This is a genomic window from Bradyrhizobium nivariense (genome assembly GCF_029846695.2).
Classification (GTDB): domain Bacteria; phylum Pseudomonadota; class Alphaproteobacteria; order Rhizobiales; family Xanthobacteraceae; genus Bradyrhizobium.
This window is the reverse complement of sequence record NZ_JARWCR020000011.1, coordinates 134,185-152,642: the sequence shown is the minus strand read 5'-3', so window position 1 is coordinate 152,642 and position 18,458 is coordinate 134,185. Positions and strand designations below refer to the sequence as shown.

Below are 18,458 nucleotides of genomic sequence, written 5' to 3'. Positions count from 1 at the left end.
CATGGAGAGACGGCGCGGCAGCGCCTTCTCAGGATGACGATTTCTCGTGCGCATTCAGGCCGGCGTGAACTGCGCGAGATCGCCGATCCCGATCTGCCGTTCGAGGCTCGCCACGCGGTGAACCATCATCTCGAAACCGTCGCCGCCGAACTGCTGATGCTCCTTCTTCTCAAAGTCCTCCGCCATCGCATCATATTCGTTTGGCGAGACGATGGTCTTGAGCAGCGGAAAGAGATCGGTGTCCTCACGCGCGGCGTGCGGACGGTACATCGCGATGAAGGCGCGGATTGATCCGACCAGCTGGCGGCGATCATCGCCGTCCTTGCGGCTTCCCGGCGCCGTCTTCAGGATCATTTCGGTCAAGCGGCGTCCGGCCTTGTGCTGGGCCACCAGCGTGTCGACGAGCGTCACGAGTTTTCCCGCCTGTTTGAAGCGCGGGAAGACCGCATGTTCCTCGGACTCTTCGTGGTAGTTTTCGATGAAGTCGCGCACGATTCGTGCGGCGCTGGCGAGGACGGCAGGATCGAAATCCTCGCGCGCGTCGAATTTGCCCAGGGCGGCCTCATAGACCAGAAGGACCCGGTCGAGCACGCCATGCTCCCGCATCAGATCCTCGGGCGGCGTAACCTTGGGTTCCCGTTGCTTCTCGACCATTTCCCTGCGCGCCGCCTTGGCGTCGCCGGCGGACAACAATCCACCGGCGACAATCGCGGCAGGCACCAACGTCAGGAGCTTTCGTCTTCGCGGCAAGACCGCATCCGTAGCCGCGTCGCAAGCCAGAAAACCCGTCATGATCACGCCGATTTGCGCCAGGCGGCCTCGTTCTTCTTCTCGTAATCGTCGAACGCCTTGACGAGACCGGACAGAACCTCGGCCGAAGTTTCGAACATCGCTGCGAGCTGCGGCTCATCGACTTTGCGGATGTCCTCGCGCAGATGCGTCACGGTCTCCTGGAGACGCTGCTTCATCTTCTGGGTGTGGTGCTTGGGGTTCGTCTCGGAGGAAGCCATGGGTTTCTCCTCATCTCGTCGACAAAGGAAAACGAACTGCGCAGGAACGGGTTCCTACCAGCCTGCAGCGGTCTTTCACCTGATCGTGAGGAAGCTTACACCGACACCGCGTAGATCTCGTACTCCCCGCGCACCAGCTCGATATGCGCGCGCATCGCGGCGGCGGCGCCCTGCTTGTCGCCGCGCATGATGGCGACGACGACGCGGTCGTGCTCGGCTTGGGATTTGGCGAGGCGACCGAGATTGCGGAACTGGGCGCGGCGGAATGGCTGCACGCGCACGCGCGTCGCCAGCGTGATCTCGGCGATGTAGCCGTTCTGCGAGCCGGCATAGATCGCATTGTGGAAGCGCTCGTTGACCTCGTGGAAGCGATCGGGATTGCCGGTGTAGCTGAGAACCCGCAGCTCTTCGTGGATCGCCTCCAAGCCGTGGCGCTCGACGGCAGACATGCGCTCGGCCGCGAGACCTGCACAGAGCGCCTCGAGCTCCGCCATCGCCTCGAACATGCTCGTCAGCCGCTCGATCGAGGGCTGCGCCACCACCGCGCCGCGATGGGCGCGCGCTTCGACCAGGCCGCTTGCCACCAGCTGACGCAGTGCCTCCCGCACCGGCGTGCGGGAGACGCTGAAGCGGCGCGCGATATCGGTCTCGTCAAGCGGTGAGCCGGGCGCCAGAGCTCCGCGCACGATCTCGTCGGCAAGCTGCAGGCGCAGCTCCTCGGCGCGCGTGACCTTCTGCACCGACGGCGACGCCCGGTCGACGCGCGGCACCACCGGCTCAGCCGGCAATGCTCCGGGCGGAAAGTCGTCAAGCGTCATACGATCAGGTCTCTTTCGACTCGTCGATGATGCTGACATGGGCGGCGACGACGCGCCAGCCCTCCGGGAATTTTACCCAAGTCTGCATCTGCCGGCCGACCTTACCCGGCATCGTGTCGCGATAGAACAGGGTGGAGGCGACGGCGGTGTCGCGCCCATAGCTGGTTATCACGGTTTTCGCAGTGCGGCGGTTGAGGCCGACCGGCGAGCGCCCGGCTCGAAAGCCGGAGATCGCCTCATAGCCGTAGAGGTTCTCGCCGATGCCATAGCGCAGCGTGCGGGGATCGTTGCGGAAGAGCTCGCCGAGCACGGCGACGTCGTTGGTGATCAGCGCCTGCTCATAGCGCTCGAACGCGGCTTTGACTTCCGCGATCACGTCGGGGAGATCGATCTCCATCTCAAAATCCTCTTGGGCTGGGCGCGGCGACGACGCCCATCTTCTCCAATGCGTACGCAACGCGCAACGCGATGTCCTCGCGCCATGGCGCGGCGATGATCTGTACGCCGATCGGCAGCGGCTCGAGCGGCACCGGCACCGCGACCACCGGCAGGCCGATGAACGAGATCGGCTGGGTGTGGATGCCGATATTGGCGCGCACCGGCAGCTCGACGCCGTCAAGGTTGAAATTGACCTGGCCGAGCTTCGGCGCGACGCAGGGCGTGGCCGGCGCGATCAGCACGTCGACGGACTTGAAGACCTCGGCAAGCTGCGCGCGGTACCAGCGGCGGAACTTTTGCGCGCGGTCGACCAGCGGCGCCGGCACCATGGCGCCGGCGATCAGCCGGTCACGCACGGCCGGGTCGAAATCGTTCGGGCGCTTGCGCAGCCGGTCGAGATGCAGCGAGGCGCCTTCGGTGGTGGTGATGACGTAAGCCGCCGCGCGGGCGCGCGCGGCTTCGGGCACGTCCACCACTCGCGTTGCGCCCAGCGCCTTGGCGACGCGGCTGACGGCTTCGACGGCTTCCGGAAACAAATTGGTTTGGAAGTACCCGCCGGCGATCGCGATGCGCAGGTCCGAAACCGGATTGGCGAGCAGCGGCAGCGTCGGCTCCAGACCACGCGTGGTGCAGGCGGCATCGTCCGCATCCGGTCCCTGCATCGCATCATAGGCCAGCGCGAGATCGGCGGCGGAGCGCGCGAACGGGCCGAGATGATCGAGGCTCGCGACGAACGGGAAAGAACGCGCGCGCGAGAGCCGACCATAAGTCGGCTTCAGGCCAAAAATGCCGCAGAACGAGGATGGCACGCGGATCGAACCATTGGTGTCGGAGCCGAGCGCGATCGGCACCAGCGCGCCGCCGACGGCGCTGCCCGAGCCGCCGGAGGAGCCGCCGCTCATCCGCGTCGTGTCATGCGGATTGCGCGAAGGACCGTCATGGACGTTCTCGCCGGTGAAGTCGTAGGCGTATTCGCCCATGTTGAGCGCGCCGACCAGCACGGCGCCGGCGGCCTCCATCCGCTCGATCAGCGTGGCGTCGCGCCTGGCGGGTGCGAGGTCGCGGTTGATCTTGGAGCCGGCGCGCGTGGGCAGGCCCGCGACGTCGAACAAATTCTTCACCGCAAAAGGGACGCCCGCGAGCGGGCCGACGGTCTTGCCGGCGGCGATATTGGCATCGATCGCGCGCGCCTTGGCACGGGCGCGATCGGCGGTGACGTCGGTGAAGGCGTTGATGATGGTGTCGTGCTGCTTGATGCGCGCGAGCGCTGCTTCGGTGGCATCGAGCGCGGACAATTGGCCGCCGGCCACCGCCTTGGCGATGTCAGCAGCCGTCATCTCAGGCTTGGTCGTCATGGCGGCGTCAGGCGGTGTACACGGGCGCCGGCTCGGTCTCGTCCGGCAGCGCGAATTCGTCGACGAGGCGGCCGAGCCGCAGCGAGACCTCGAGATTGGCGCGAATCGCCGGCCTCCAGGCGTCCTCGACCGGCAACGCCAGCGCTTTCGTGACAACGTCGATATAATCGTCCAGCGGTTCGGCCATCACGCTCCCAAACAATCTCTCAGTGTGCGCCTAGTGTCTGCAGCGGCGGATGCGGGATCGCCGTCAACAGCTCCTTGGTGTAGTCGTCCTGCGGATCGCTCAAGACCCTCTCGGAAGAGCCTTCTTCGACGATTCGACCCGACCGCATCACAATGACACGATCGCACAACAAGCGCACTACGTTCAAATCATGCGAGACGAACAGATAACTCATACCTAGCCGCGCCTTGAGGTCCTGGAGCAGATTGAGGACCACGGCCTGGACCGAGACGTCGAGCGCCGCGGTCGGCTCGTCCAGGATGACGAGTTTTGGGTGCAGGGCGATGGCGCGGGCGATGCCGACGCGAGCCTTCTGGCCGCCCGACAATTGATGCGGGAAGCGATCCAGCAGATTGTACGGCAGGCCCACCATGGTGGCGAGCTCCTCGCAGCGGGTGCGCAGCGCATCGCGCCCCCTGATGTCGCCGAGCTGCATGATCGGATCGGCGATGGCGCGCACGGCGGTGAAGCGCGGATTGAGGCTGTCGGTCGGGTCCTGGAACACCATCTGGATGCGGCTGCGCTGCGGCAGCCGCGCGAAGGAGGCAGGCTGAATGCCGCCGATGTCCTCGCCGTCGAACTGGATCAGGCCCGAGGTCTGGTCCAAGAGCCGCATCACCATCATCGACGTGGTCGATTTGCCGCAGCCGGATTCGCCGACCAGGCCAACGCTCTCGCCGTGACCGATCGAGAAGCTGATGCCGTCGACCGCGCGGAACACGTCCGGCTCCACCGGCGGCTTGCGGCCGAACAATTTGCCGAGCGTGGCAGTGGCGCCCTGGCGGGGATATTCCTTGACCAGCTTGTCGATGAGGAGGAGGGGCTGCTCGCTCTTCTTGGCCTCGCCTTGCGAAGCCTGATGGACGGCCGGGTCAGGCCCGGCCATGACAGCTGAGCCCTCCTCCTCCGGCAGCAGATCCCGCAAGCTGACGCCGAGCCGCGGCGTCGCGCGCATCAGCTTCTTCGTGTAGGGGTGCTGCGGATTGGCGAAGATGTCGGCGGCCTTTGCGGTCTCGACCACCCGGCCCTTTTCCATCACCACGACGCGGTCGCAATAGGCTGCCGCGAGACCGAGGTCATGCGTGATCAGGATGGTGGACATCGCCTTGCGCTTGGTCAGCTCGACGATCAAATCCATCACCGCCTTCTGCGTGGTGACGTCCAATCCAGTCGTCGGCTCGTCCGCGATCAAAAGCTGCGGATTGCAGGCGAGCGCGAGCGCGATGACGACGCGCTGGCACATGCCGCCGGACAATTCGAACGGATAGGCGTGATAGCGCTCGCGCGGGCGGGCGATCTTGACCTGCTCCAGCGCCTCGATCGCCTTTTCTCCGCGGTCCGAAACCATGGCCTGCTGCACATGGGTGCGCAGCACGTCCTCGATCTGGTCACCGACCTTGCGGATCGGATTGAGCGCGGCGCGCGGGTTCTGGAAGATCATCGAGACTTCGCGGCCGCGCAAATCGCGCATCTGGTCTTCGGTCGCGGCCTTGACGTCGATGCCCGAGAACATCACCGAGCCTTCGGCGATACGCCCGGCACGGTCGAGGATGCGCATCACCGCATAGGAGGTCACCGACTTGCCGGAGCCGGACTCGCCGACGATGGCGAGTGTCTCGCCCTTGGCGACGGAGATGTTGACGTGTTGCACCGCCTTGACGATGCCGCGGCGGGTGGTGAATTCGACGGTGAGGTCCTGGACATCGAGCAGGGGCTGGGCGGTCATGGGTGCCTCCCAACCAAAAATGTCAAAAACAACCCCATGCACAGTAGAATGGCATTGAAATCATTTGGGAATTTCGACCGCTGCAGAGCGGAGAATCTTGAAACAGTCATCACGTCCTCCGCTGCGGGTCGACGATGTCGCGCAGGCCGTCGCCGAGGAGGTTGAAGCAGAACACGGCGATCATCAGAGCGAGGCCCGGGAACAGCGCGATCCACCATTCGCCGGAGACCATGAAGCCGGCGCCTTCGGCGACCATGATGCCCCATTCCGCCGTCGGCGGACGGACGCCGAGGCCGATGAAGGACAGGCCGGCGGCATTGAGGATGGCGTAGCCCATGGTCAGCGACATCTGCACGATCATGATCGGCATGATGTTCGGCAGGATATGCACGAGGAGAATGCGGAACTCGCCGTTGCCCGACAGCCGCGCCGCCTGCACGAAGCCGGCGTTGCGGCGCACGTTGGCTTCGGCGCGCGCGACGCGGGCATAGAGCGGGAAGTTCACGATCGCCGTCGCCAGGATGATGTTCTGCACGGTGTTGCCGAGTGCCGCGACGATGCCCATCGCCAGTACGAACAGCGGGAAGGCCATGATGGTGTCGGCGATGCGGCCGACGATGCGGTCGGTCCAGCCGCCGAAATAGCCGGCCGCGATGCCCGCGAGCCCGCCCATCAAAAACACCAGCACGACGGAGGCGACCGCAATGAACGTATCGAGCCGCGTCGCCACCACGACCCGGCTGAAGATGTCACGGCCCAATTGGTCGGTGCCGAACCAGTGCGCGGCCGACGGCGGCTTCAGCGACGCCGCAGTGTCGGACGCCAACGGGTCATACGGCACCACGTAGGGGCCGAAGATCGCGGCAAGGAGGATCACGACCAGCAGCGCGAAGGCAAAGCCGGTGACCTTGTTCTCGCCGAGCACGTAGCGGGTCTGGTCGAGGATTGCGACGAGTCCCGAGGTCCGCGCGGGACCGACGGGTTCAACAGCAGGCGCAACGGTGCTCATGGGACCATCCGGATGGTGTTTGATCGAACCAGCAAGCCGCGGGGGTGTCTTACCTCTCCCGCTTGCGGGGGAGGTCGGCGCAACGCGCCGGGTGGGGGCTCTCTCCACATCGGGACTCTCGCCCGCGGAGATACCCCCTCCCCAACCCTCCCCCGCAAGCGGGAGAGGGGGCGCACCTTCGTCGGAGTTTGCATCGGACGAAACCTCAACATGGTTCAGCCCTCCAGCCGCACGCGCGGATCGATCACGCCATAGAGAATGTCGATCACCAGATTGAGCAGCACGTACATGACCGCCATGGTCAGCACGAAACCCTGCACCGGCGCGAAGTCCGACGAGATCAGCGCTTCGACCGCGTAGGAGCCGATGCCGGGCCAGGCGAACACTTTTTCGACCAGCACGTTGGCACCGAGCAGGAACGAGAACACCATGCTGAGCGTGGTGATGACGGGAAGCATCGCGTTGCGGAAGGCGTAGGTGACGATGACGGTCGCGGGCGACAGGCCGCTGGCGCGCGCTGTGCGGACGAACTCGGAGGAGAGCACCGCCAGCATCGAGGCGCGCGTCATGCGCGCGATCGGCGCCAGCGAGAAGATCGCAAGCGTCGTCGCCGGCAGAATGAGCTGACTGCATGCCGAACGGAACGCCTCGAGGTCGCGTGCGATCAGGGTGTCGATCAGATAGAAGCCTGTTACCGTCGGCGGTGCGCTGTAGAACACATCGAGCCGGCCAAGCGGCGCGGGCGACCAGCCAAGCTGGAAATAGAAGACATAAACCAGCACGAGGCCGGTGAAGAACACCGGCAGCGAGACGCCGGCCGTCGTCGTCACCCGACAGAGATGATCGACCCATGATCCCGGCCGCGTCGCCGCCAGCACACCGAGCGGAATGGCGATGACGATCGAGACGACGAGGCCGAGCAGCGTCAACTCCGCGGAGGCCGGCAGGCGATTGCGGATCTCGGCTGCGACCGGCTGCCCCGTCGTGAGCGAGTTGCCGAAATCGCCATGGGCGAGATCGTTGGTGTAGCGGAAGAATTGCTCGATCAACGGCCTGTCGAGGCCGAGCTTCTTGCGGATCTGCTCGACGGCTTCCTTCGTTGCCGCGGGACCTGCGAAATACGCGGCGGGATCACCCGGCAGCGCGCGCGTGAGCAGGAAGGTGACGATGACGACCCCGATCAGCGACGGGATCGCGAACATCAGGCGCTTGCCGATCATGGTCAGCATGGCGTGCTCCTCGTGCGCGCTGAATGAATCCGAGACGCCGCCACTCGCTCCGCTACGTTCCCTCCCCCCTTGTGGGGGAGGGTTAGGGAGGGGGGTGGCTCCAAGCGAGGTCGGAGTTCGTGGCTACCCCTCACCCTGCCCCTCTCCCACAAGGGGAGAGGGAATGAGGGAGGCGTGCTCACCTCACTCCGAAGGACAGCGCGCGCCATGACGCCTCACCCCTTCGCCATCGCGCGGTAATCCAGGCGGCGGTGGAACCAGTATTGATAGCCGCTGATGTTCTTCTGCATCGCGACGTTGACGAAGGGCTGGTACAGCGGGATGCGCGGGATGTCGCTGTAGGCGAGATCGACAAAACCCTTCACGTCGGTGTCGTAGGTCGCGATGTCGCCGGTCGCGGCCGCAACGCGGGCGCCGTCGATGAGCTTGTCCATCTCCGCCGACTTGTAGCTCATGGTGTTGAAGACGGAATTGTTGCCGTGATAGCACCAGTAGAAGAAGTACTCGGGGTAATCGAGCCAGCCCGAGAACACGTTGGTGAACAGCGGCATCTCCTTCTTGTTCAGCTCGGTGCGCCAGTTGGCGCCGGGCACCTTGTTGATGGTGGTCTTGATGCCGATCTGGGCCAGGCTCTCCTGCACCAGCACGCAGAGCGGCTCGTTGACGCCCGCGAAGTTGAGGTCGAACGAGATCGTGGTCTCGAAGCCGTTGGCGTAGCCGGCCTCGGCCATCAGCGCCTTCGCCTTCTCCATGTCGGTGTTGTATTTGTGCGGCTGCGGCCAGGCGACTTCGGTCGGCTTGTCCTTTGCCGCGCCGAACATCGGGTTTGCCAGCCCGAACATCACGGCGTCCATGATCTTCTGGTAGGGAATCGCGTAGGCGACCGCCTGACGTACTTTGGGATTGTCGAACGGCGGCTTGGTCACGTTCATGCCGATGTACTGGATGCCGTTGGAGAACGGCAGCGACACCACGTTGAGCTTGCCGCTCGCCTTCATCTCCTGGAAATCCTTGAACGGCAGCTCGTAGGAGATGTCGGCGTCGCCCCGCTCCAGCAGCGCCCGGCGGTTGCCGGCCTGCGGCACCATGCGCCAGATCACGCGCTTGATCTTCGGCAAGGGCCCGCCGACCCAGTCGTCGTTGCGCTCCATGACCACTTCGGTGCCGGCGGTCCACTTCGTCACCTTGTAGGCGCCGGAGCCCGCGGTCTGCTGTTTCGTGAACTCGAGACCCCAGGGGTCCTTCTCGCTGGCGTTCTTCTTCACCAGCTCGGAGTTGATGATGCAGGGCACGATCACCGCGAGATCGGGGATCGTCAGCCTGTCCTTCTTCAGGAAGTCGACACGCACCGTGTAGTCATCGATCACGACGAACTGCTCGGGTTTCGTGAGCGAGCCCGCGCTCATCTGGAAGGTGGGGAAGCCGCCGACGCTGACGGCGCGATCGAGCGACCACTTCACGTCCTTGGCGGTGACAGGCGCGCCGTCGTGGAATTTGGCGTTCTTCTTCAGCTTGAAGGTGACCGACATGTCGTCGATCTTGATGTCCTCGGCCAGCTCGCCCTTGAACTTGTCGCGGTCGTAATAGGGCACGCCGCCGGGGCCGGTCTTCATCTCGTGGCTGATCAGGCGGTCGTAGCAATTCCAGGAGACTTCGTAGCCGGGCACATTGGTGCCGACGCCGTGGATGTCGAGATTGTTGGGGCCGCCTTCCGAGACGATCAGCAGCGTCTCCGAGCGCGCATCGGCCTTGGCGGACGGGATCACCGAAGGCATGGCCGGAAGCGCCGCGCCTGCGGCCAATCCGGTGGCGGACTTGAGGAAATCGCGGCGTTTCATGAAAATGCTCCAACACAAAAGTTTCTGGTTGGAACAGGGATTCGCAAGGTTCGTGCCAAAGCTTAATGAGGAATTACCCGAGACCTAAGCTATTAAAATTGCGAGATAATATTACTCCACAGCCAAGCTGGCGATCAGAAGCCAAGTCGGAGGCATTGCATACAAAGCTGCGCGCTTGCACATAAATTGGTCTTGCGAAACGCCGCGCTCATTTAGGGGGCACACCTCCCGCCGTTGCCCGGGCGAAGGCCAGGACGACGCCGGTGGTGATCACCGGCGATCACCCCGGCCAGATCAGCTCCTGAAGCGCGATGAGATCATCCGCCTGCTCCTGCCAGCCATCGATGCAGATGTGGCTGTTGAGATCGCTGGCGCGGTGCAGCAGCATCAGGGCCATCAGCCGACGCTTCAGCGCGTAGTCCGGTTTCGCATAGCCAAAACCTTCGAACAGGCTGCGCACGCGACCCGGCCGGCCCGCCGCCATGAAGGCGCCGGGGCCGAGCAGATCGTAGTCGCGCCACCCCGCCAGCACGTCGCCGAAGTCGAACAGGCCGGCGAGCGACCATTGATCGTCATGGCAGGCGAGCAAGAAGTTCTCCGGAATGTATTCGCCGATCAGAATCACCGGCGGCGCGTTCATCGGGATCAGCTCGATTGCGTCGCGCAGGAGATCGTCGAGGCCGGCGAGAAATTTTGGCGCGAGGCCGAGCCGCGCGTGCCGCGCCTTGCAGCCCTCGATCTGCTTGCGCATGAACGCATCCCAGCGCGGCTCGATTCCAGCGAGCGGTCCGAGCGGCGCGCGCTGCACGGCGGCGATGGTCTCGCCGATCTGGCGCAGCAGGCGCTCCTTCTGGTCCTCCGGCAAGGACGGCCAGACCTCCGAGCCGAGCGTGCCGGCAAGGCGCGTGATGATCAGATAAGGCCAGCCGTCGCGCATCCCTTCGGCGACGATCTCCGGGATCGGCAAATGAAGGCGGCCTGCGAGTTGCCTCAGCGAGCCGCGCTCGGAGACGAACTGCGCGCGCAATAGCGGCGGGAAGATTTTCAGAATCAGCTTTTCGCCGAGCCCGACCACGAGATTGGTGCCGGTCGAAAACACATGCGGCGAGCTGGCATCGAGACCGTGGCTGCGCGCGATGTCGAGCGCGATCGGCAACCATCGCGGGGAAGCGGGGCGCCAGGCGCGGAAGCTTTCGGCGTCGGCGAAGGGAGGCAGTTGTTGCGTTGGAACGTTTGTCATCCGCACTCGCTCACGCAGGACAGGCTTGAGTTGATCCGGCACACGCCCAGAACGCGGTGCACCTCTCCCGCTTGCTGGGGAGGTCGGCGCGAAGCGCCGGGTGGGGGCTCTCTCCTCTTGGGGATTGTCCCGTTGCGGAGACACCCTCTCCCCAACCCTCTCCCGCAAGCGGGAGAGGGAGCGCACTTCATTCGCGGTTGCGGAAAGGCCAAAATCGCTACCGGTCCGGGCTGGCGCGCTCGAACTGGCGCAGCAGCTTGTTGCCGCGATCGACCGCGGAATCGAGCGCTCCTTGCGCGCTCTTGCGGCCGGCAAAGGCCTGCTCCAGCTCGTCCTCGATCGCGCCGCGGATCAGCACGAAGGAGCCGAGCCGGATGCCCTTCGAATTCTCCGTCGGCGGATGCAGCGTGATCTCCTCGAACGAGATCGCCGAACCCGGATTGCGCTCGTAAAACCCTTGCGCGCGCGTCAGCTCGAAGGCGGCGCGGGTAACAGGCAGATATCCGGTGTTCTGGTGCCAGGCGGCCTGCACGCCGGGCTGCGACAGATAGGCGAAGAATCGCGCCACACCCTTGTATTCCTCGCGCGGCCGGTCGCGCAGCACCCACAGCGTGGCGCCACCGATGATCGAGTTCTGCGGCGCGCCCTTCACGTCGGGCCAATACGGCATCATGCCGTAGCCGATCTCGAACTTCGAATTTGCCTTGATGTCGGCGCGCGTCGCCGAAGAGCCGATGAAGATGCCGCATTCGCCGTTCTGGAAGCGCGGCTCGGCCGACTGGCCGCGGCCGCTATAGTCGAACACCTTGGTCTTCTGCCACTCGCTGAGCTCGGCGACGTGACGCACCAGAGACGGATTGTTGATGGTCAATTCCGCATCCAGCCCGGCAAAGCCGTTCGCCCGCGTCGCCAACGGCAGATTGTGGAAGGCGGAGAAATTCTCGACATGGATCCAGGACGGCCAGGACGTGGTGAAGCCGCACGCCGCGCCGCGATCACGCAGACGTTTTGCGGCAGCGCCAAGCTCCGGCCAGGTCTTCGGCGGCGTCTCAGGATCGAGGCCGGCGTCGCGGAACATGGTCCTGTTGTAATAGAGGATCGGCGTCGAGGAATTGAACGGGAAGGACAGGAGATTGCCGGCCGCATCGGTGTAGTAGCCGGAGACCGCGGGAAGATAATCGCCCAGCGAGAACGGCTCGTTCATGTCCCGCATCAGGCTGAACACCGGATAGATCGCGCCCCTGGCCGCGGTCATGGTGGCGGTGGCGACCTCGTTGACCTGGACGATCGCGGGCTGGCTGCGCGAGCGAAACGCGAAGATCGCCGCCGTCACCGTCTCGGTGTAATTGCCCTTGTAAGTTGGCACGATCCGATAATCGGACTGCGAGGCGTTGAAGTCGGAGGCGAGCTTCTCGAGCTGCTTGCCGAGCTCGCCCGACATGGCGTGCCACAGCGCGATATCGGTGGCGGCGCGCGCCGGCGCGGCCAATGAGAGGGCCGCAAAGGCGGCGACGATCTGCAAAAGGCGCGATGCTGAAGTCACGATGGCTCTTCCCGTGCCGCACGACGAAAAGGCGGCTGTCCCTGCTTAAGGCGCGGCATTTGCGGTTTCAACCGGGAATGAGCGCCGGCCGCGTCGCACAATCACGCCGCGGCGCCGTGCAGCATGGCCTTCCCTCAACCATCTGCTAGATTGCATTGAACCTTTTCCTCCCACCATAGACTCCACCACTGAGGGGTTGAGTGTGCCAGTGTTGAACCGTGCCGAACGCTCGCGGGCCGGGGTGGTTTTCGTCGCGCTTCTGATCGCCATCTGCGCGACAGGCGCCGTTGCGCGCGAATTCCGCGCCGCCGACACCCAGACCGAGGATTACCCGACCGTGCAGGCGCTGCGCTACATGGGCGCCCTGATCGCCGAGCGCAGCGGCGGCCGGCACGAGATCAAGGTGTTCCACTCCCGCCAGCTCGGCGAGGAGAAGGAGACCATCGAGCAGACCCGGGTCGGCGCGATCGATCTCAACCGGACCAATGTGGCGCTGATCGGCAATTTCGTTCCGGCGATGAACGTGCTTGCGATGCCGTTCCTGTTCCGGTCCATCGAGCACATGCAGAAGGTGCTGGACGGGCCGATCGGCAGCGAGATCCTCGGCAGCTTCGAGCCCTACGGCTTCGTCGGGCTCGCCTTCTACGATTCCGGGGCGCGGTCGATCTACAACGGCGCCCGCCCGGTCAGAAACGTCTCGGACCTCAAGGGATTGCGGATCCGGGTGCAGCAGTCGGAGTTGATGAGCCAGATGATCCGCTCGCTCGGCGCGGAGCCGGTCGAGATGCCCTATGGGCAGGTGCTCGCCGGGCTTGCCAACCATCTGATCGACGGCGCCGAGAACAACTGGCCATCTTTCGTCACGACGGACCACTACAAGCATGCCGGCTACCTTGCGCTCACCGAGCACACGATGAGCCCGGAAGTGCTGGTGATCTCGCTGAAGGCCTGGGAAAGCCTGTCGGCCGACGACCAGACCGTCTTCAGGGAAGCCGCAATTCGTTCCAGCCGATTCATGCGCGAGAAGTGGCGCGACCTCGAGGAGCAGTCGCAGCGCAAGGCGGAAGAGGCGGGCGTCACCATCGTCAGGGATATCGAGCGCAAGCCGTTCGAGGACGCGATGGCCGCGATCTACACCAAGGCCGGACAAGATCCGGTCGCGGCCGCGCTGATCGAACGCATTCGCAAGGTGGAGTGAGGCCTCTTGCCCGGGCTTGGACACAGCGAGCATGCAGACAGGTCGCCCGGCCCGATCGGGCGGCTGCGCGCGCGGCTCGTCGGCGCGCTCCGCGCGGTGCCGATCCGCTGGCGCATCCTGTCGATCGCGGCGCTGAACTCCGCCGTGGTGGTGGTGCTGGTCGCGCTGATCTGGAACGGCTCGCAGGTGCTCAGCTCGGCCTGGGACGACGTGCGCCAGGTGCGCGAGTCCGACCGGATTCTGGCGCTGCTCGAAAGCGAGACCGGGCGGCTGCACAATCTGATCCACCGCTACATCAACCAGCCGAGCCCCGACCTGTTCGCCGAGATCCTGCTGCTGCGCGAGGCGGTGCTGGGCACGCTGACCAACCGCGCCGCCAAGGACCCGATGCTGTCGGGCTCGGTCGAGGAGCTGGAGCGCACCACCGACCGCTTCCTCAACGGCTTTGGCGAGCTGCGCGGCGTGCAGGCCACCATCGCCAGGACCTATGAGGAGCAGGTGCAGGGACCGGCCAGGGACATGGCCGGCCTCTACTCCATCATCGAAGGCGCCACCGGCCATCGCGACGCGCTGATCTGGCCTTCGCTCGGCAAGTCGCGCGAGGCCTTCACCGCGATGCTGGTCGCGGCCAATTCCTACTACCTGTCGCTGTCATCGGGGGCGGCCGACGACGCGCGCCGCAACACCGAGACGATCGAGAAGACCATCCCCGTGATGATCGATCTCGCCGACAACGATCTTCAGCGCATGGCGCTGCAACGGCTTGGGGCCCGCACCGCCGCGCTGCGCGAGGGCTTTGCAAAGCTCTCCGAGCAGCTCACGAGCCGCACCGAGCTGCTGCGCAACACCATCGACGCCAACCAGGCCGAGGCGATCGGCGCCATCGACGACCTCTCCACCAAGATGCGCCAGCGCGAGCAGAAGGCGCAGGAGAGGTTTGACCGCGCGCTGGCGGACATTTCCCGTCGTGTTCTTTCCATCGCCGTGATCTTCCTCGGCATCATCCTCACCGCCGGCGTGCTGATCGCGCTGTCGATCCGGCTGCCGCTGCAGCAGATCATGGCGGCGATGCGCGCGATCACGCTCGGCGACCTCGACCGCGAGGTGCAGGGCACGCGCGCACGTGACGAAGTCGGCGCCATGGCGCGCGCGGTGGAGGTGTTCCGCGAAAACGCGATCGCGAAGCGTGAGACCGAAGACGAGCTGCGCGCGTCCAAGGAGAAAGCCGAGAGTGCGCTGCTCGAGCTCAATACCGCGCAGCAGAATCTGATCGATGCCGAGAGGCTCGCAGCCCTCGGCGGCCTCGTCGCCGGCGTCGCGCACGAGGTCAACAATCCGATCGGCATCAGCCTCACCGTTGCTTCGAGTTTTGCCCGGCGCACCGAGATCTTCGAGGCCCAGCTCAAGGGCGAAGGCGGCCTGCGCCGCTCGCAGCTGGAAGAATTCGTGCAGTCTTCGCGCGAAGCCTCGCAGCAGCTCGTCGCCAACCTCCAGCGCGCCGGCGAACTGATCCAGTCGTTCAAGCAGGTCGCGGTCGACCGCTCCCGTGCCGAGCGGCGGCAATTCTCCCTGAGCGAAGCCACCGACCAGATCATCGCGAGCCTGCGCCCGGTGCTGAAGCGCGCGCCGATCACGCTCCATGTCGACATGCCCGAGGGGCTGCTGCTCGACGGCTATCCCGGCTCCTACGGCCAGATCCTGACCAACCTGTTCCTCAACGCCGCCAATCACGCTTTTGCCGACGGCCGCGCCGGCACGATCACGATCTCGGCGCGGCCGCGCGGGGCCGACGACGTCGAGATCATCTTCACCGATGACGGGGCCGGCATGACCTCCGACGTGCAGCGCCAGGCCTTTGACCCATTTTTTACCACAAGGCGCAATGAAGGTGGCACGGGACTCGGCCTGCATATCGTCTATAACCTCGTCACCCAGCAGCTCGGCGGTCGCATGATGCTGGAATCCAAGCTGGGACAAGGCACTACTTTTCGCATTATCATGCCCCGGGTCGCCAAGGGCGGCGCGCAAAGCACAGAGACTGACGGGACTTCTCAATGGCCGAACAGGACGATGTCCTCCACCTGATCGACGACACCGGTACCGCGTCGGAGGATATTGACGCCCGGAAATGGAAGATCGCCGTCATCGACGACGATCCGGCCGTGCATGACGGCACGCGCTTCGCGCTGTCCGATTACAGCCTCAACGGCCAGGGCCTGGAGATTCTCTTCGCCCATTCCGCGGCGGAAGGTCGCAAGCTGATGGCCGCGCACAGCGACATCGCCGCCGTGCTGCTCGACGTCATCATGGAGACTGACGTCGCCGGCCTCGATCTGGTCGAGTACATCCGCAACGAGCTCAAGAACGAGACCGTGCGCATCATCCTGCGCACGGGACAGCCAGGCCAGGCGCCCGAGCGGCGCGTGATCGTCCAGTACGACATCAACGACTACAAGGCCAAGACCGAGCTCACCGCCGACAAGCTGTTCACCTCGCTGACCGCGGCGCTGCGCTCCTACCAGCAGCTCGAGCGCATGGTGCAGACCCGGCGCGGCCTCGAGATCATCATCGACGCTGCCTCGACGCTGTACGACTTCAAGTCGATGCAGCGGCTCGCCGAGGGCGTGCTGACCCAGCTCGCCTCGCTGCTCAACGTCGATTGCGCCGGTATACTGGTCCTGCGCGACAATGGCGGCATCGATCCCGAGCTCTCGGTGCTCGCCGGCAGCGGCTGCTACAGCCGCTTCATCGGCACGACCTCGTCGAAGGCGCTCGATCCCGATCTGCGCGCGATGGTGGAAGCCGCCTTCCAGGGCCGCAAGAACGAATTCGCCGACCACCGCAGCGTGATCTACCTGCGCACCGGAAGCGGCCGCGAGGTCGTGGTGCTGCTCCAGGCCGAGCGCGAACTGTCGGAGACCGACCGCTCGCTGGTCGAGATCTTCTCCAGCCGGCTCTCGATCGCCTTCGATAATGTCATCCTCTACCAGCAGCTCCAGGCCGCCAACACCCAGCTGGAAGACCGCGTCGCCCAGCGCACCCGCGCGCTGATGCAGGCCAACCGCCGCCTCTCGGCGCAATGGCTGCGGCTGCAGCGCGCCAACGGCTTCAAGAACGAAATCCTTGGCACCGTCGCGCATGATTTGAAGAACCCGCTCGGCGTCATCCTCGGCCGCACCGAGATGCTGAAGGAGCTGATCGCGACCGGCGCGTCGTCCAGCGGTGTGGTCGCCCAGGTCGATCACATCCGCGATGCGACGAAGCGCCTGACCACGATGGTCGACCACCTGATCTCGGACGCGATGGCCGATGCCTTCGACATCACCATCCGCCGCGAGCCGGTCGACGTCGCGGCCCTGGTCAAGGAGGTCGCCGAGGCCAACCAGCCGCTCGCCGTCAACAAGCAGCAGGCGATCAGCGTCACCGCGCCCCTCAACGTCGTCACCATGTGCGACACCGACCGCATCCGCGAGGCGATCGACAATCTGATCAGCAACGCCATCAAATACTCACCGATCGGCGGCAAGATCGGCGTCGTCGTCAGCCATGACGGCGGCGACACCATCGTCCGCGTCGGCGACGAGGGCGCCGGCCTGTCGCCGGAGGATCTCGGCCGCCTGTTCGGCCGGTTCCAGCGGTTGTCGGCAAAACCGACCGCCGGCGAGAGCTCGACGGGACTTGGGTTGTCCATCGTCAAGCGTATTATCGACATGCATGGCGGCGAGGTGACCGCCGACAGCGAGGGCCCCGGCAAGGGCTCGACCTTCACCATCACCCTCCCCGCGACCGAAATCCCGTGATCTCAAGACCATGACCCAAAGCCAGCACATCATGATCGTCGACGACGAGGCCCCGGCCCGGGAGATGGTCGGCGATTACCTCAAGATGCACGGCTTCACCGTGACGCTGTGCGACGGCGGCAAGTCGTTGCGCACAGCGATCGACGGCAGCATGCCCGACCTCGTCGTGCTCGACCTCAACATGCCCGAGGAAGACGGGCTCTCGATCATCCGCGACCTCAAGAGTCGCATCAACGTGCCGGTGATCATGCTCACGGCGACCGCGAGCCCGATCGACCGCGTCGTCGGCCTCGAGCTCGGCGCTGACGACTACGTGGCAAAGCCGTGCGAGCTGCGCGAGTTGATGGCACGCATCCGCTCGGTGCTGCGCCGGAGCACGCCGGCGAAAGCCGTGGCGGCGGAAGCGGCGGCTGCGAAATCGGACAAGGACCAATTGGTACGGTTCGGGACCAAGTGGCTCGATCTCGAAGCGCAGGCCTTGCGCGACGACGAGGGCAACGAGCACCCGCTGACCGCATCCGAGTTCGGGCTCTTGAAGGTGTTCGCGGCCAATCCGAAGCGCGTGCTGTCGCGCGAGCGCCTGCTGGAATTGGCCAACGCGCGCGACGCCGAAGCCTTCGACCGCGCCGTCGATCTGCGCATCATGCGCATCCGCCGCAAGATCGAGCCCGATCCCACAAAGCCCGCCGTGATCCGCACCATCCGCGGCGGCGGCTATCTGTTCTCGCCGGCGGGCGAGAAGGCGTAAGGCCCCCCTTGTCGTCCTGGCGAAAGCCAGGACCCAATACCCCGACGGGTAATTTGGGAGACGGCTGGTGATCGCCAGTCGTCGTCAAACTACTCCCTGGGGTAATGGGTCCTGGATCAGCGCTCGCTCCGCTCGCTGGTCCAGGACGACGGAGAAAATGTGGGCCGTCCCGAACGCAAAAGCCCGAAATACGTTCCTCACCCCGCCTAGCCCCTCAACCCCGCATTTTCCGTACATTGAAATTCCACGCTTTTTTGCCCCGAATGTTTCGTCGCACCCG

The 18,458-nt window shown here is 65.1% G+C and carries 16 protein-coding genes; 4 read left to right on the top strand and 12 right to left on the bottom strand.

The features are described from left to right. Positions 1-54: 54 nt before the first annotated feature. From QCM77_RS12165 to ugpB, 12 genes are all read right to left on the bottom strand, one after another. A complete protein-coding gene (locus QCM77_RS12165; RefSeq protein ID WP_279683811.1) occupies positions 55-750 on the bottom strand; it encodes a hemerythrin domain-containing protein in 696 nt (231 codons plus the stop codon). A 44-nt stretch (positions 751-794) separates the two neighbouring features. Beyond that, the gene (locus QCM77_RS12160) at positions 795-1,010 is read right to left on the bottom strand and encodes a hypothetical protein (RefSeq protein ID WP_279683810.1); all 216 of its coding nucleotides are present in this window, start codon (positions 1,008-1,010) and stop codon (positions 795-797) included. A gap of 95 nt (positions 1,011-1,105) precedes the next feature. Beyond that, entirely contained in the window at positions 1,106-1,828 is a 723-nt protein-coding gene (locus tag QCM77_RS12155; protein WP_279668820.1) for a GntR family transcriptional regulator, read from the bottom strand. A gap of 4 nt (positions 1,829-1,832) precedes the next feature. Further along, complete coding sequence (gene hpxZ, locus QCM77_RS12150) at positions 1,833-2,225, bottom strand: oxalurate catabolism protein HpxZ (RefSeq protein WP_279668819.1); 393 nt, start codon at positions 2,223-2,225, stop codon at positions 1,833-1,835. A 1-nt stretch (position 2,226) separates the two neighbouring features. Next, a complete protein-coding gene (locus QCM77_RS12145) occupies positions 2,227-3,621 on the bottom strand; it encodes an AtzE family amidohydrolase (RefSeq protein WP_279668818.1) in 1,395 nt (464 codons plus the stop codon). A gap of 7 nt (positions 3,622-3,628) precedes the next feature. Further along, positions 3,629-3,808, bottom strand: a complete 180-nt coding sequence (locus tag QCM77_RS12140; protein ID WP_279668817.1) for a DUF4089 domain-containing protein — start codon at positions 3,806-3,808, stop codon at positions 3,629-3,631. 19 nt (positions 3,809-3,827) lie between these two features. Beyond that, positions 3,828-5,573 (bottom strand): dipeptide ABC transporter ATP-binding protein, encoded by a 1,746-nt coding sequence (locus QCM77_RS12135; RefSeq protein WP_279683808.1) that lies wholly within the window; start codon positions 5,571-5,573, stop codon positions 3,828-3,830. Positions 5,574-5,682: 109 nt separating this feature from the next. Beyond that, positions 5,683-6,582 (bottom strand): ABC transporter permease, encoded by a 900-nt coding sequence (locus QCM77_RS12130; RefSeq protein WP_279683806.1) that lies wholly within the window; start codon positions 6,580-6,582, stop codon positions 5,683-5,685. 215 nt (positions 6,583-6,797) lie between these two features. Further along, complete coding sequence (locus tag QCM77_RS12125) at positions 6,798-7,811, bottom strand: ABC transporter permease (RefSeq protein WP_279668814.1); 1,014 nt, start codon at positions 7,809-7,811, stop codon at positions 6,798-6,800. Between the two features lie 215 nt (positions 7,812-8,026). After that, positions 8,027-9,649 carry an ABC transporter substrate-binding protein gene (locus QCM77_RS12120; RefSeq protein WP_279683804.1) on the bottom strand — a complete coding sequence of 541 codons (1,623 nt, stop codon included), beginning with the start codon at positions 9,647-9,649 and terminating at the stop codon, positions 8,027-8,029. A gap of 280 nt (positions 9,650-9,929) precedes the next feature. Continuing rightward, complete coding sequence (locus QCM77_RS12115; RefSeq protein WP_279683802.1) at positions 9,930-10,889, bottom strand: aminoglycoside phosphotransferase family protein; 960 nt, start codon at positions 10,887-10,889, stop codon at positions 9,930-9,932. A gap of 217 nt (positions 10,890-11,106) precedes the next feature. Next, positions 11,107-12,432, bottom strand: coding sequence for a sn-glycerol-3-phosphate ABC transporter substrate-binding protein UgpB (ugpB, locus tag QCM77_RS12110; protein WP_462804313.1), 1,326 nt, complete (start codon positions 12,430-12,432; stop codon positions 11,107-11,109). Positions 12,433-12,634: 202 nt separating this feature from the next. Here ugpB and QCM77_RS12105 point away from each other — a divergent pair, with 202 nt between their 5' ends. The 4 genes from QCM77_RS12105 to QCM77_RS12090 are packed head-to-tail and all read left to right on the top strand — an operon-like array spanning position 12,635 to position 18,178. Then, positions 12,635-13,630 (top strand): TRAP transporter substrate-binding protein, encoded by a 996-nt coding sequence (locus QCM77_RS12105; protein ID WP_279683800.1) that lies wholly within the window; start codon positions 12,635-12,637, stop codon positions 13,628-13,630. A 54-nt stretch (positions 13,631-13,684) separates the two neighbouring features. Then, complete coding sequence (locus QCM77_RS12100) at positions 13,685-15,715, top strand: sensor histidine kinase (RefSeq protein ID WP_279683828.1); 2,031 nt, start codon at positions 13,685-13,687, stop codon at positions 15,713-15,715. Then, on the top strand, positions 15,685-17,430 hold the full coding sequence (locus QCM77_RS12095; RefSeq protein ID WP_279683799.1) for an ATP-binding response regulator: 1,746 nt from the start codon (positions 15,685-15,687) through the stop codon (positions 17,428-17,430). The genes QCM77_RS12100 and QCM77_RS12095 overlap by 31 nt, the downstream gene beginning before the upstream one ends. Before the next feature lie 10 nt (positions 17,431-17,440). Then, complete coding sequence (locus QCM77_RS12090; RefSeq protein ID WP_211395338.1) at positions 17,441-18,178, top strand: response regulator; 738 nt, start codon at positions 17,441-17,443, stop codon at positions 18,176-18,178. Positions 18,179-18,458: the final 280 nt, after the last annotated feature.

Coding starts and splice junctions, on each gene's coding strand:
- QCM77_RS12095 (WP_279683799.1), top strand. CDS start 15,685: ATGGCCGAACAGGACGATGTCCTCCACCTGATCGACGACACCGGTACC.
- QCM77_RS12145 (WP_279668818.1), bottom strand. CDS start 3,621: ATGACGACCAAGCCTGAGATGACGGCTGCTGACATCGCCAAGGCGGTG.
- QCM77_RS12125 (WP_279668814.1), bottom strand. CDS start 7,811: ATGCTGACCATGATCGGCAAGCGCCTGATGTTCGCGATCCCGTCGCTG.
- QCM77_RS12115 (WP_279683802.1), bottom strand. CDS start 10,889: ATGACAAACGTTCCAACGCAACAACTGCCTCCCTTCGCCGACGCCGAA.
- QCM77_RS12140 (WP_279668817.1), bottom strand. CDS start 3,808: ATGGCCGAACCGCTGGACGATTATATCGACGTTGTCACGAAAGCGCTG.
- QCM77_RS12160 (WP_279683810.1), bottom strand. CDS start 1,010: ATGGCTTCCTCCGAGACGAACCCCAAGCACCACACCCAGAAGATGAAG.
- QCM77_RS12135 (WP_279683808.1), bottom strand. CDS start 5,573: ATGACCGCCCAGCCCCTGCTCGATGTCCAGGACCTCACCGTCGAATTC.
- QCM77_RS12155 (WP_279668820.1), bottom strand. CDS start 1,828: ATGACGCTTGACGACTTTCCGCCCGGAGCATTGCCGGCTGAGCCGGTG.
- QCM77_RS12130 (WP_279683806.1), bottom strand. CDS start 6,582: ATGAGCACCGTTGCGCCTGCTGTTGAACCCGTCGGTCCCGCGCGGACC.
- hpxZ (WP_279668819.1), bottom strand. CDS start 2,225: ATGGAGATCGATCTCCCCGACGTGATCGCGGAAGTCAAAGCCGCGTTC.
- QCM77_RS12120 (WP_279683804.1), bottom strand. CDS start 9,649: ATGAAACGCCGCGATTTCCTCAAGTCCGCCACCGGATTGGCCGCAGGC.
- QCM77_RS12090 (WP_211395338.1), top strand. CDS start 17,441: ATGACCCAAAGCCAGCACATCATGATCGTCGACGACGAGGCCCCGGCC.